The organism is Curtobacterium sp. MCBA15_013, from assembly GCF_001865095.1.
In the GTDB taxonomy this organism is placed as follows: domain Bacteria; phylum Actinomycetota; class Actinomycetes; order Actinomycetales; family Microbacteriaceae; genus Curtobacterium.
Window position 1 is genome coordinate 45790 of the sequence record NZ_MJGQ01000018.1, and the last position, 13272, is coordinate 59061.

9 protein-coding genes and 1 tRNA gene are annotated in these 13272 nt (G+C 70.9%); 3 read left to right on the forward strand and 7 right to left on the reverse strand.

Annotated features, from left to right (window positions below):
• Positions 1–37: 37 nt before the first annotated feature.
• The 7 genes from gatB to mnmA form a co-directional block, all read right to left on the reverse strand.
• Complete coding sequence (gatB, locus tag BIV01_RS11720) at positions 38–1543, reverse strand: Asp-tRNA(Asn)/Glu-tRNA(Gln) amidotransferase subunit GatB (RefSeq protein ID WP_071295008.1); 1506 nt, start codon at positions 1541–1543, stop codon at positions 38–40.
• Positions 1543–3087, reverse strand: a complete 1545-nt coding sequence (gene gatA, locus BIV01_RS11725) for an Asp-tRNA(Asn)/Glu-tRNA(Gln) amidotransferase subunit GatA (RefSeq protein ID WP_071302958.1) — start codon at positions 3085–3087, stop codon at positions 1543–1545. The genes gatB and gatA overlap by 1 nt, the downstream gene beginning before the upstream one ends.
• Positions 3084–3383 carry an Asp-tRNA(Asn)/Glu-tRNA(Gln) amidotransferase subunit GatC gene (gene gatC, locus BIV01_RS11730; RefSeq protein ID WP_070416660.1) on the reverse strand — a complete coding sequence of 100 codons (300 nt, stop codon included), beginning with the start codon at positions 3381–3383 and terminating at the stop codon, positions 3084–3086. Before gatC ends, gatA begins: the two co-directional genes overlap by 4 nt.
• 48 nt (positions 3384–3431) lie before the next feature.
• Positions 3432–5717, reverse strand: coding sequence for a transglycosylase domain-containing protein (locus BIV01_RS11735; protein ID WP_083413992.1), 2286 nt, complete (start codon positions 5715–5717; stop codon positions 3432–3434).
• A gap of 85 nt (positions 5718–5802) precedes the next feature.
• Positions 5803–7050 (reverse strand): alpha/beta hydrolase, encoded by a 1248-nt coding sequence (locus BIV01_RS11740; protein ID WP_175473698.1) that lies wholly within the window; start codon positions 7048–7050, stop codon positions 5803–5805.
• 329 nt (positions 7051–7379) lie between these two features.
• A complete protein-coding gene (ligA, locus tag BIV01_RS11745) occupies positions 7380–9719 on the reverse strand; it encodes an NAD-dependent DNA ligase LigA (protein ID WP_175473699.1) in 2340 nt (779 codons plus the stop codon).
• 68 nt (positions 9720–9787) lie between these two features.
• A complete protein-coding gene (mnmA, locus tag BIV01_RS11750) occupies positions 9788–10894 on the reverse strand; it encodes a tRNA 2-thiouridine(34) synthase MnmA (RefSeq protein ID WP_083413993.1) in 1107 nt (368 codons plus the stop codon).
• A 56-nt stretch (positions 10895–10950) separates the two neighbouring features.
• Here mnmA and BIV01_RS11755 point away from each other — a divergent pair, with 56 nt between their 5' ends.
• The 3 genes from BIV01_RS11755 to BIV01_RS11765 all read left to right on the forward strand — a co-directional run bounded on the left by BIV01_RS11755 (position 10951) and on the right by BIV01_RS11765 (position 13243).
• On the forward strand, positions 10951–12258 hold the full coding sequence (locus tag BIV01_RS11755; RefSeq protein WP_071302961.1) for an MFS transporter: 1308 nt from the start codon (positions 10951–10953) through the stop codon (positions 12256–12258).
• Between the two features lie 87 nt (positions 12259–12345).
• A tRNA-Leu gene (locus BIV01_RS11760) sits at positions 12346–12429 on the forward strand.
• 115 nt (positions 12430–12544) lie between these two features.
• Positions 12545–13243 (forward strand): DedA family protein, encoded by a 699-nt coding sequence (locus BIV01_RS11765; protein ID WP_070416665.1) that lies wholly within the window; start codon positions 12545–12547, stop codon positions 13241–13243.
• Positions 13244–13272: the final 29 nt, after the last annotated feature.

Here is a 13272-nt window from a genome sequence, read left to right on the forward strand (position 1 = left end):
GCTGGCACCGTGCCTCCCGTCGATCGTTCGGTCCGGACTACGACTGCTGCGCGCGCTCCAGCACCAGCTCGCGGACGCGGGCGGCGTCCGCCTGGCCCTGCATGGCCTTCATGACGGCGCCGATGATCGCGCCGGCGGCCTGGACCTTGCCGTCCTTGATCTTGGCGAGGACGTCGGGCTGTGCGGCGAGCGCCTGGTCGACCGCGGCGGTGAGCGCCGAGTCGTCCGACACGACCTTGAGCCCACGGGACTCGACGACCTGCGACGGCGACCCTTCGCCGGCGATGACGCCTTCGAGGACCTGGCGCGCCAGGCGGTCGGTCAGGTCACCGGACTCGACGAGGGCGATGAGCTCGGCGACGTGCTGCGGCGAGACGAGGTCACCGGGGGCGGCGTCCCGCGTGTTCGCGACACGGCTGATCTCACCCGTCCACCACTTGCGGGCGGCCTGCGGTGCGGCACCGGCGGCGACGGTCCCCTCGAGCTCGTCGAGCAGCCCGCCGTTCACGACGTCCTGGAACTCGAGGTCGGTGAAGCCCCAGTCGCCCTTGAGCCGACGGCGACGTGCCACCGGGGCCTCGGGCAGGGAGGCGCGGAGCTCCTCGATCACGGCCGGGTCCGGAACGACCGGGAGCAGGTCGGGCTCCGGGAAGTAGCGGTAGTCGTCGGCGTCGGACTTCGGACGACCGGCCGAGGTGCGACCGGTGTCCTCGTGCCAGTGCCGGGTCTCCTGCGTGATCGAGCCACCGGCGGCGAGGATCGCGGCCTGACGCTGGATCTCGTAGCGGATGGCCCGCTCGACGGCCCGGAACGAGTTGACGTTCTTCGTCTCCGTGCGCGTGCCGAGCTTCTCCTGCCCGCGGGGACGCAGCGAGATGTTCGCGTCGCAGCGGAGGTTGCCGCGTTCCATGCGGGCCTCGGAGACGCCGAGCGCCCGGACGAGGTCACGGATGACCTGCACGTACGCCGCGCCGAGCTCGGGTGCGCGCTCCTCGGCGCCGAAGATCGGCTTCGTGACGATCTCGACGAGCGGGACCCCGGCGCGGTTGTAGTCGACGAGCGAGTACTCGGCACCCTGGATGCGGCCCGTGGCGCCGCCGACGTGCGTCAGCTTGCCGGCGTCCTCTTCCATGTGGGCGCGCTCGATCGGCACGGTGAAGATGGTGCCGTCGGCGAGCTCGACCTCGACCTCGCCCTCGTACGCGATCGGCTCGTCGTACTGCGAGATCTGGTAGTTCTTCGGGTTGTCCGGGTAGTAGTAGTTCTTCCGGGCGAACCGCGAGGACTCGGCGATCGAGCAGCCGAGCGCGAGCCCGAGCTGGATCGAGTACCGCACGGCCTGCGCGTTGACGACCGGCAGCGACCCGGGGAGCCCGAGGTCGACCGGCGTCACGTTCGTGTTCGGCTCGCCGCCGAAGAAGTTCGGCGCGTCCGAGAACATCTTGGTCTTCGTCGCGAGCTCGACGTGGACCTCGAACCCGAGGACCGGCTCGTACAGCCGGAGTGCCTCGTCGAAGTCCATCAGCGCGTCCTTCTGCGCCATCAGATCACACCTTCCTGCGCAGCGGACTGCTGACTCTGGTCGAGGTCCGGGATGCTGTCGATGAGCGGGCGGCCCCACTGCTGCTCGAGCAGGCGTTCGAGGGCGGCGCCGTACCGGTAGAGCCGGGCGTCCTCGCGCTGCGGTGCCATGAGCTGCACGCCCGTGGGCAGCGAGTCCTCGGGAGCGAGGCCGTTCGGGATGCTCATGCCCGGGACGCCGGCGAGGTTCGCCGGGATCGTCGTCAGGTCGTTGAGGTACATCGCCAGCGGGTCGTCGATGCGCTCACCGATCGGGAACGCGGTCGTCGGGGCCGACGGGCTGACCAGCAGGTCGACCTGCTCGAACGCGGCCTGGAAGTCGCGCTGCACGAGGGTGCGGACCTTCTGCGCCGACCCGTAGTAGGCGTCGTAGTAGCCGGCGCTCAGCGCGTACGTGCCGAGGATGATGCGGCGCTTCACCTCGGGACCGAAACCGGCCTCGCGCGTGGCGGCCATGACGTCCTCGACGGTGGCACCGTTCTCGGGCGTCACGCGGAGCCCGAAGCGCACGGAGTCGAACTTCGCGAGGTTCGACGAGGCCTCGGCCGGGAGGATCAGGTAGTAGGCGCTGATCGCGTAGGCGAACGACGGAGCGTCGATCTCGACGACGACCGCACCGGCCGACTCGAGCAGGGCGACGGTCTCGTGGAAGCGCTGGGTGACGCCCGCCTGGAAGCCCTCGCCACCGGCGAGCTCCTTCACCACGCCGACGCGCAGGCCGCGCAGCGTGTCCGCCTGCAGGCCCTCGCGCGCAGCGGCCGCCATCGACGGCCAGGCGTCGGGGATGCTCGTGGAGTCACGCGGGTCGTGCCCGCCGATGACGTCGTGCAGCAGCGCGGCGTCGAGGACGGTGCGAGACACCGGGCCGACCTGGTCGAGGCTGGAGGCCAGGGCGATCGCGCCGTAGCGGCTCACCCCGCCGTAGGTCGGCTTCACGCCGACGGTTCCGGTGACGGCGCCCGGCTGGCGGATCGAGCCACCGGTGTCCGAGCCGAGGGCGAGCGGTGCCTCGCGCGCGGCGACCGCGGCCGCCGAACCACCACCGGAGCCACCGGGGATGCGGTCGAGGTCCCACGGGTTGTGCGTCGGGCCGTACGCCGAGAACTCGGTCGTCGAGCCCATGGCGAACTCGTCCATGTTCGTCTTGCCGAGCGGCACGAGGCCGGCGGCACGGAGCTTCGCGACCGGGGTGGCGTCGTACGGCGGCACCCAGCCTTCGAGGATCTTCGAGCCCGACGTCGTGGGCATGTCCTGTGTGCACAGGACGTCCTTGATCGCGATCGGCACGCCGGCGAGCGGACCGAGGTCGTCACCGGCGGCACGGCGGGAGTCGATCGACTTCGCCGCGGCGATCGCGTTCTGGTTGACGTGCAGGAAGGCGTGGACGTCGCCGTCCACCGCCTGGATGCGGTCGAGGTGCGCCTGGGTGGCCTCGACGCTCGAGACGTCGCGCGCCACGAGGGCGTCGGCGAGCGCCGCGGCGCTCAGCTTCGTGATGTCGGTCACTGCTCTTCTCCCAGGATGGCCGTCACGCGGAACCGTTCGCCGTCGGAGTCGGGGGCGCCCGAGAGCGCCTGTTCCTGCGTGAGGGTCGGACCGACCACGTCGGGTCGGGTGACGTTGCCGAGCGGCACGGGGTGGCTGGTCGCCGGGACGTCCGGGGTGGCGACCTCGGTGACCTTGGCGACGCTGTCGACGATGTGCGACAGCTCCCCCGTGAGCTTCTCGATCTCTTCGGGCGTGAGTGCGATACGTGCGAGGTTCGCCAGGTGGGCGACCTGCTCGCTCGTGATGTCAGGCATGGTGCTCCGTCGATCGGTTCGTGGATTGCGCACCAGTCTATTGGTGCCTCAGTGGCCCTTCTGCTTCCCCTGCGGCTTCTGTGGAGACTGCTGCGCCGGCTGCTGCGCTCCCGTCTGCTGACCCTGCTGCTGGCTCTGCTGCTGCGTCGCCGCCGCGTCACCCTGGGAACCGCCCGACGATCCGCTCGACGACGTGTGGCTGGCCTGACCGATCATCGCCGGGTCCGCAGCCGGCAGCGTGCCACCGCCCACGGTCTGGTCGAGGTACGACATCATCGACTTGCCGACGCCGAACTTCGCGCTGTACCCGGTGGTCCCCTGCAGGAACGGCCAGTTCGCCAGGCTCACGTTGCCCTGGACGTTGCCGATCCAGGTCGCGTTCGTGTACTTCGTGCTCGACGCGACGAGCCAGTTCTGCACGTCACCGTCGGTGGTGCCGGTCTTCGCGAACTTCGGGGTGCTGTCGCCGGGGTTGGCGCTCGCGGCGGTGCCGGACCCGGTGAGGACGCCCTGCAACGCGTAGTCGACCGTCCCGGCCACGTCGGCAGCGACACCCTGCGTGCAGGACGACGGCGTCGGGGTGATCTTCGTGCCGTCCGACTCGGTGACGGAGTCGATGGCGGTCGGCGTGCAGACGACGCCGCCGTTCGCGAAGCCAGCGTAGGCCTCGGCGAGGTCGATCGGGGACAGGTTGTTCACGCCGAGGATCGACGACGGGGTCTGTCCGAGCGCGCCGCCGGCCGCCGGGTGGATGCCCATCGACTGGGCGAGCTGGGCGATCTTGCACAGGTCGAGCTGCTTGCCCATCGCGGCGTAGGCGGTGTTGATCGACTCCGAGGTCGCGGCCTGCACGGTCATCGACGACGGCACGTTCTCGGCGTTCGACACCGGCCAGGTCCCGCCGCTGACGTTCTGGCAGGTGTTCGTGAACTCCGAGTTCTGGAACGTGTGCTCGGTCGTCGACACCGACTGCGAGAGCGTGTGCCCGGTGGCGAGCCACTCGGCGAGCGTGAACACCTTGTACGTCGAGCCCGTCTGGAACCCGCCCGAGTTGCCGTACCCGCTGTCGGCGCTGTAGTTCACCGCGGTCGACCCGGCCGTCGAGGTGTCGCCCTGCGTGTACTGCGTGTTCTGCACCATCGAGAGGATCCGGCCGGTGCCCGGCTCCACGGTGACGTTCGAGCCGCCGACGTCGACGCCGGCCATCGTCGACGGGACGTAGGTCGACAGCGCGGTCTGCGCCCGGGACTGCAGGTCGAGGTCGAGCGAGGTGTGGATCTCGAGGCCCTTGGTGTCGAGCGTCGCGATGCGCTCGGCGGCCGTCTTGCCGAACGCCGGGTCCTGCAGCACCTGGTCGCGCACGTAGTCGCAGAAGTACCCGGCGTCGTACCCGGTCGCGGCCGAGGAGCAGCCGTTCGCCGTGGCGGTGATCTTCGGCGTGACCGGTGTCGCCTTCGCCTGTTCGAGCTCGGCCTTCGTGATGTCGTGGTGGACGTACATGCGCTGCAGCACGTAGTCGCGGCGCTCCTTGGTGGCGGCGTAGCCGTTCTTCGCGCCGTTGTCGGCGTTCGACGGCTGGTCGATGCGCAGGTTCGACGGGTTGTTGAGGATCGCGACGAGGGTGGCCGACTGGACGAGCGAGAGGTCCTTCGCGTGCACGCCGAAGTAGTACTCGGCACCGGCCTCGGCGCCGTACACGCGGCCGCCGAGCCCGACGAGGTTCAGGTACCCCGTGAGGATCTGGTCCTTCGAGTACTTCTTGTTCACGGCGATCGCGTACCGCATCTCCTGGAGCTTGCGCTGCGGGGTCACCCCGGCGGCGTCCTCGTAGCACGCGGCGACCTTCTTCTCGGTGTCCGCGGCGTCCTTGCCCGTGAGCTCCTCGCACTGCTGCACGAGGACGTTCTTCACGTACTGCTGGGTGATGCTCGACCCGCCCTGCACGTCACCGCCGACGACCGTCGCCGCCGCACCGCGGAGCGTGCCGACGACGTCGATGCCGCCCTCGTCGTAGAAGCGGGGGTCCTCGGTGTCGATCGCCGCCTGCTTGAGCGTCTTCGCCATCGCCCCGGACGCCACGGTCGTGCGGTTCTCGGCGTAGAACGAGGCGATCTTGACCTGCTGTCCGCCCTTCTCCGCGTAGACGGAGGAGACCTGCTGCGGCGTCTGGATGTCGAGGTAGCTCGGCAGGTCCTCGAAGAAGGACACCGCCCCGGATGTGCTCTCGCCCGCGACGGCGACCCCCGGCGTGACCGCCACGGCGACGAGCATGCCGGCCAGCGCCGACATCGCGACGAACGTCAGGAGAGCACCAGGCCATCGCACCACACGCATGCAGGGCACCGTACGGTCACGATCTGGACTGGTTCTGCCGTGGAACGAGTCCAGGCTGCACCGCCCCTCAGGTTGCCACCCAGGATCAGTCGCGGGGCTGGAGGTCCTGCGGTCGGACGAGGTACATGTCCGGCGACGCCTGCGGCAGCCCGTCGCCACCGCGCTCACCGCGCCGGACCTGCTCGCGCACGAGGTCTCCGCGGCCGACGGCGATGAGCGCCACGTCGTGCAGCGACGCCGTCCCCGGCTTGAGGTAGTCGTTGTGCCCGACCGGTCGGCGGAACACCTCGCCGGCCTCCTGCACGTCGACGCCGCCGGTCAGGTCGAGCACGGTCGAGCCGAACCCCGCCGAACCGGGATCGGTGCCGAAGTACCCGGAGCCGGCGATCGGGTCGCTGTGCGCGTCCCCGACGAACACCTGCCCGGCGCTGACGGCCAGGTCGGCCGAGGTGCGCACGTCGCTCCCCGGCGAGCCCAGGACCGTCAGGGTGTCCGCGCTCATCTCCCCCGAGGCCAGTGCCATGAGCGCCGCGGTCGACCCGTACGAGTGGGCGACGATGTTCACCCGCGGTTCGTCGCCGTCGCGGATCTCCCGGAGCCCGCCGACCGTCCGGGCGAGGCGCTCCCCGCCCGTCTTGGCCATGCCGAGCGACATGATGTTCGACAGGTCCGGCGTGCGGTAGCCCATCCACGCCACGACGGCGACGCCGTTGCCCGAGCCGGGCGCGGCCAGACCGGCCACGGTCGCCTGCTCGGTGTAGAGGTCGTTCGCGGTGTTCGTGAAGTCCGCCATCTGGCCGGTCACGGTGAAGAACATGCCGGGGACGACGACCGTGACGTCGGCGGCGGTGTCCAGGTCCCCGACGGCGATGGCCGCGCGCCCGGCCCCTCGCGTGTCGAGCGTGATGAGGTACCGGTCCGGTGCACCGACCTCGTGCACGAGCGCGTCGCGGACCTGGCCGAGCATCGCGGTCACGGCGGCCGCGGCCGAGTGGTCGGCGAGACCCGTGGCGAGGACCGCCCGGTTCGCACGGTCGCGGACCGCGTAGGGCACGCCCTCGAGGTTCCCGACGACGGACGGCGCGAGGGTCGTCAGCGTGTCGCGCTCGTCGTCCGTGAGTCCGGACCACCAGGCGGTGACCTCGGCGGCGGTCGGCGGGTCGTCCTCGGCGGTCGCGAGCACGTGACGGTCCTGCCCGGCACGGAGGAGGTCCGCGCCGCTGAGCGACGACAGGTCGGTGAGGAACGCCCGCCCGTGCTCGACGGTGACCCCACCCGACGCGGACGACGGCCCGGACACGGACACCGACGCGGTCAGGTGTACCCCGGTCATGACCGGTCGGGGTACTGAGGCACCCTCAGGGACCCGCGCGATCGCGTGCACGACGGCCACGGAGTGGGTGGCGGGCGCGACTGGGGCCTCGACCACTCCGAGCGAGTGCATCGAGGCGGTGAGCAGAGCCGCGGCGATGAGCAGCAAACGGGTCTCCCCCGGGAAGGCCGTCCCGTCGACTCCCTGCAGACGACGGGTGATGCTCTATCGAGTGTAAGGAGAATAGCCTTCCCGAGGACGTGCGCGTTGCAACTTGTCCCCCGAACTGGGTGGACACACAGGCGCGCCGTACCGCACCGACCGACGCCGGACGTGCTCCTGAGTCAGACTCAGTCCTCGGGGTCGTCCCCGGCGGCGTCGCCGAGCGCCGCCGGCCCCTCGGTCACGAGCAGGCGGAACTGCTCGGCGTCGATGATCCGGACCCCGAGTTGTTCGGCCTTCGTGAGCTTCGAACCGGCACCGGGACCGGCCGCGACGAAGTCCGTCTTCTTGCTCACGCTCGAGGCCGCCTTGCCGCCCGCGGCGATGATCGCCTCCTGCGCGCCCTCGCGGCTGTACCCCTCGAGGGAGCCGGTCGCCACGACGGTCAGCCCGCTGAGCACGCCGCCTTCCTCGTCCGCGGCGCCCGGTCCGGGGTGCCCGGGCGTGGTGAACTGCACGCCCGCCGCCGTCCAGCGGTCGATGATGTCGCGGTGCCAGTCGACCTCGAACCAGTCGAGCAGGGCGTCGGCGATGATCCCGCCGACACCGTCCACCGCGGCGAGTTCCTCGCGCGAGGCGGCCCGGATGGCGTCGAGGGACCCGAAGTGGTTCGCGAGCGCGCGGGCTGCCACCGGCCCGACGTGCCGGATGCTCAGGCCGACCATGATCCGCCAGAGCGGCTTCGTCTTCGCGGCGTCGATGTTCGCGAGCATCTCGAACGCGTTCTTCGACGGGTACCGGCTCGGTTCGCCCGTGTAGTCCGCTCCCCGCGCGTCGGGGTCGAACGGCGGATCGGTCTTCTTGCGCGCCCGGCTGAACGGCGTCACCCGCTTCGGCGCACCGTCGTCGGTGGTCTTCTCCATGCCGGTCTCGGCGTCACGGACGATGACCTCGATCGGGACGATGTCCTCCATCGTCAGGTCGAACAGGCCGGCCTCGGTCTCGAGCGGGGGCTGCTCGGGGTGGAGCGGCTGCGTCAGGGCCGCCGCAGCGACCTCGCCCAGCCCCTCGATGTCGAGCGAGCCCCGGGAGGCGATGTGCTCGACCCGGCCGCGCACCTGCGCCGGGCAGCTCTTCGCGTTCGGGCATCGGAGGTCGATGTCGCCTTCCTTCGCGGGGGCGAGGGGCGTGCCGCACTCGGGGCAGTTCGTCGGCATGACGAACTCGCGCTCGCTGCCGTCGCGGAGTTCGACGACCGGACCGAGCACCTCGGGGATGACGTCGCCGGCCTTCCGGAGCACCACGGTGTCCCCGATGAGGACGCCCTTCGCCTTGACGACCTGCTGGTTGTGCAGGGTCGCCTGGCGCACGACCGACCCGGCGACCTCGGCCGGGGCCATCACCGCGAAGGGCGTGGCGCGACCGGTCCGACCGACGCTGACGACCACGTCGAGGAGCGTCGTGTGGACCTCTTCCGGCGGGTACTTGTACGCGATCGCCCATCGCGGGGCGCGGGACGTCGACCCGAGTTCCTCGTGCAGGGCGAGGTCGTCGACCTTGATCACGATGCCGTCGATCTGGTGCTCGACCGAGGCCCGTCGCTCGCCGTAGTCCTTGACGAAGGCCAGCACCTCGTCGATGGAGTCGAAGACCCGGTAGTGCGAACTCGTCGGCAGGCCCCACGTCTGCAGGAGCTCGTACACCTCGGACTGCGCGCGCACGTCGGCGTCCCGTTCGAGTTCGCGGACGGGCCACGCGCCGATGCCGTGCACGAGCATGCGGAGCCGACGGAGCCGGTCCACCATGAGCTCGCGCTTCGCCTCGGACTTGCCCTCCTCCTTCTGGCGGAGGGATCCGGCTGCCGCGTTGCGCGGGTTCGCGAAGACCCGCTCCCCAGCGTCGCGCTGCTTGGCGTTCAGTTCGTCGAACTGCTCGACCGGGAAGAAGATCTCGCCGCGGACCTCGACGAGGGGCGGGTGCCCGGAACCGGACAGGCGGTCCGGGATCGTGCCCATCGTGCGGACGTTGCCGGTGACGTCCTCGCCGACGACGCCGTCACCGCGCGTCGCCGCCGAGACGAGCCGACCGTTCTCGTAGCGGAGGTTGATCGCGAGCCCGTCGATCTTCAGCTCGGTGAGGAACCGGACGCGCTCGGCACCGGCGTCGCGCTGCACCTTGACCGCCCAGTCGACGAGTTCGTCCGGGCTGAAGACGTTGTCGAGGCTGAGCATCCGTTCGGCGTGCTCGACCGGCGCGAACTGCACGGTCTGCGCCTGGCCGCCCACGGTCTGGGTCGGGCTGTCCTCGGTGAGGAGTTCCGGGAAGCGCTGCTCGATCGCGTCGAGGCGGTGGACGAGCCCGTCGTACTCGCCGTCCGCGACCGTCGACCCGTTCTCGTCGTAGTACGCGTGCCGCAGCTCGTTGATGCTGGACCGGAGCCGGTCGACCTCACGCTGCGCCTGCGCCGCGTCGAGTGCGGCGGGGTCGATCGTCTCGAACGTCGAGTCCGCGGGCGTCGTGTCGCTCATGCCCTCAGTTCTACCGGCAACCACCGACCGGACGCGCAGCCGACGGGCAACCCGGGAGCGCCGCGCGGTCAGACGGAGGCGGGCACCGCCGACGTCGTCGCGTCGATCGTGCACTGCCCGAGCACCCGGGTGCCGACGTACACGACCGCGGTCTGCCCCGGCGCGACGCCCGAGAGCGGCTCGTCGACGTCGATGACCAGCTGGCCGTCGGTGACCCGTGCGGTCGCGGGCACCGGGTCGGCGTGCGCCCGGATCTGCACGTCGCACGCGAACGGCGTGGACGGGTCGGCGGGCGCGGTGCCGGCCCAGGTGAAGCGCGACCCGGACATCGAGGTCACGTCGAGCGCCTCCTTCGGGCCGACCACGACGGTGTTCTCCTTCGGTCGGATCTCGAGCACGAACCGCGGCTTGCCGTCCGGTGCCGGTCGACCGAGGTGCAGTCCGCGCCGCTGTCCGACCGTGTACCCGGTCGCCCCGTCGTGCGCACCGACGACCGTGCCGTCCCGCTCGACGACGTCGCCGGGGGCCGTGCCGACGCGGTCCGCCAGCCAGCCCCGGGTGTCGCCGTCCGGGATGAAGCAGATGTCGTAGGAGTCGGGCTTCTGCGCCACGGTGAGGCCTCGCGCCGCCGCCTCGGCCCGGACCTCGTCCTTCGAGGGCGTCGCTCCGAGCGGGAACATCGCGTGCTGGAGCTGCTCGGCGGTCAGGACGCCGAGGACGTACGACTGGTCCTTCGCCCACGCCGCCGAGCGGTGCAGCTCGCGCGCCCCGTCCGGACCGGTGACGATCGAGGCGTAGTGCCCGGTGCAGACGGCGTCGAACCCGAGGGCGAGCGCCTTCTCGAGCAGCGCCGCGAACTTGATCCGCTCGTTGCAGCGCATGCAGGGGTTCGGGGTACGACCGGCCTGGTACTCGGCCACGAAGTCGTCGACGACGTCCTCCTTGAACCGGGCCGAGAAGTCCCACACGTAGTACGGGATGCCGAGCGCGGACGCGGCGCGCTGGGCGTCCATCGAGTCCTCGATCGTGCAGCAGCCGCGGCTGCCGGTGCGCAGGGTCCCGGGCATGCGGCTCAGCGCCAGGTGCACACCGACCACGTCGTGCCCGGCGTCGACCGCCCGGGCTGCGGCCACCGCCGAGTCGACCCCACCGCTCATCGCCGCCAGAACTCGCATGGCTCCAGGGTAACCCGCCGACGAAGCGGTACCGCGGGCGTACCGTTGTCCGAGCGATGACCTCCGAGACCCCTGCCTTCGACTTCCGGTCGGTCCTGCTGTCCGGGTTCCTGCCCGCAGCGCTCTTCGCGATCGGCGAGGGCGCGATCATCCCGATCATCCCGATCGCGGCGAGCTCCCTCGGCGCGAGCCTGGCGTTCGCGGGCTTCGTCGCGGCGCTCATCCTCGTGGGCGAGCTCATCGGGGACGTGCCGTCCGGGGTGGTGGTCGCCCGCATCGGGGAGCGCAACGCGATGATCGGCGCGGCGGTCGTCTCGGTCGTCGGGCTCCTGGTGTGCACGGCCGCCCCGAACGCCTGGGTCCTCGCGCTCGGGGTGTTCCTCGTCGGTGTCTCCACCGCCGTCTTCGCCCTCGCTCGGCACGCCTACATGACGACCGCGATCCCCCTGCACATCCGGGCCCGGGCGCTGTCGAGCCTCGGCGGAGTGTTCCGGTTCGGCTACTTCGTCGGCCCGTTCATCGCCGCCGGTGTCGTGCACCTGACGGGCACCACGCAGAGCGCGTTCTGGATCCACATCGTCTGCTGCCTCCTGGCGGCGGTGACGCTCCTCGTCCTGCGCGACCCCGCGACGGGCGCACGCGGCTTCCGCAGGCCGAGCCGCGCCTCCCGGCCCACGACGGACGACGCGAGGGACAAGACCGACGCGACCACCACGGAGCCGCCCACCGACACCGGTGCGCAGTTCGTGCAAGAGGAAGCGCACGGCCTCTTCCGCACCATCCGCGCGAACCGGGCCGTGCTCCTCCGGCTCGGCAGCGGTGCCGGCCTGATCGGCGCGCTCCGCGCCGGCCGCCAGGTCATCCTGCCGCTCTGGGCGGTCAGCGTCGGGCTCGACGACTCGACCGCGGCGCTCGTCATCGGCATCGCCGGTGCGGTCGACTTCGCGCTCTTCTACACGAGCGGGCAGATCATGGACCGGTGGGGCCGCCTGGCGAGCGCACTCCCCTGCATGGTCGGGCTCAGCATCAGCTACTTCCTGCTCGCGTGGTCCGGACACCTCGACGCCCGGGTGGGCTGGTTCGTCGCGAACGCGATGGGGATGTCGCTCGCGAACGGGGTCGGGTCGGGCATCCTCATGACGCTCGGCGCGGACCTCGCGCCGCGGGACCACCCGGCGCCGTTCCTGGGCGCCTGGAGGTTCACCGGCGACTTCGGGCAAGCAGCTGCACCGCTCCTCATCTCCGGCGTGACCGCCGTCGCGTCGATCGGCGTCGCGAGCGGGGTGATGGGGGTGCTCGGCCTGGTCGGCGCGGGCATCCTGTTGCGGTACGTGCCGCGGTACCTCCCGCGGAAGCTGCGCTGACCGTCCGCAGAACGGCCGGTCGGGGCGGCCCAGGAGGCGCGGATCACGTCCGGCGCGCGGGCGGCGCTCGGTAGACTGCCGCTGCTCGCGGGAGTGGTGGAATCGGTAGACACGCAGGATTTAGGTTCCTGTGCCCCTGGCGTGAGGGTTCGAGTCCCTCCTTCCGCACCAGAAGTTGCGTCCTCACGCATCTCATACCACCGAGGGACGTTGCCGTCATCGGCGGACGGTACCCTCGTCCTGCGGGACGCCTCCCCGTGTCCCCGCCTCCACGACCGGAAGAACCATGCACTCCGTCGCACTCGCCCTGATCCCCTGGCTGGATCCGCAGTACATCCTCGACAACTTCGGGGCCATCGCCGTGTTCGTGGTGTGCGCCATCATCTTCGCCGAGACCGGGCTGCTCGTCGGCTTCATCTTCCCGGGCGACAGCCTGCTCGTGATCACCGGCCTCTTCGCGTTCGACCGCGGCGGCGAGATCGGCGGCATCCCCGTCTGGATCGCCGCGCTGATGATCGCCGCGTCCGCGTTCCTCGGCGGCGAGCTCGGCTACTACATCGGCAAGAAGGCCGGCCCGCCCATCTTCGAGCGCAAGGAGAGCGGGCTGTTCTCCAAGGCGAACGTCGACCGCACGAACGCGTTCTTCCACCGGTTCGGCCCCCTCGCGGTGATCCTCGCCCGGTTCGTCCCCGTCGTGCGGACGTTCCTGCCGATCGCCGCCGGTGTGGGCCGGATGAACTACAAGAAGTACTCGCTGTACAACGCGATCGGCGCCGTCGTGTGGGGCGTCGGGGTGACGTTCCTCGGGTACTTCATCGGGCACATCCCGTTCGTCGCGCACATCGTCCGCGAGTACATCGACATCATCCTGCTCGCGGCCGTCGTCGTGACGGTCGTGCCGATGGCGCTGACGTACTTCCGGAACGCGCGCAAGGCGAAGCGCGACGAGGCCGCGGCCGAGGCGGGGACCGAGCCGCAGCGCTGACGGTCCGTCCTGACGGACAGGAGGCGCGG

Bases quoted from the DNA above. Each gene is read 5' to 3' on its own strand.
- gatB (WP_071295008.1), bottom strand. From the start codon at position 1,543: ATGGCGCAGAAGGACGCGCTGATGGACTTCGACGAGGCACTCCGGCTG.
- gatC (WP_070416660.1), bottom strand. From the start codon at position 3,383: ATGCCTGACATCACGAGCGAGCAGGTCGCCCACCTGGCGAACCTCGCA.
- BIV01_RS11735 (WP_083413992.1), bottom strand. From the start codon at position 5,717: ATGCGTGTGGTGCGATGGCCTGGTGCTCTCCTGACGTTCGTCGCGATG.
- BIV01_RS11740 (WP_175473698.1), bottom strand. From the start codon at position 7,050: ATGACCGGGGTACACCTGACCGCGTCGGTGTCCGTGTCCGGGCCGTCG.
- ligA (WP_175473699.1), bottom strand. From the start codon at position 9,719: ATGAGCGACACGACGCCCGCGGACTCGACGTTCGAGACGATCGACCCC.
- mnmA (WP_083413993.1), bottom strand. From the start codon at position 10,894: ATGCGAGTTCTGGCGGCGATGAGCGGTGGGGTCGACTCGGCGGTGGCC.
- BIV01_RS11755 (WP_071302961.1), top strand. From the start codon at position 10,951: ATGACCTCCGAGACCCCTGCCTTCGACTTCCGGTCGGTCCTGCTGTCC.
- BIV01_RS11765 (WP_070416665.1), top strand. From the start codon at position 12,545: ATGCACTCCGTCGCACTCGCCCTGATCCCCTGGCTGGATCCGCAGTAC.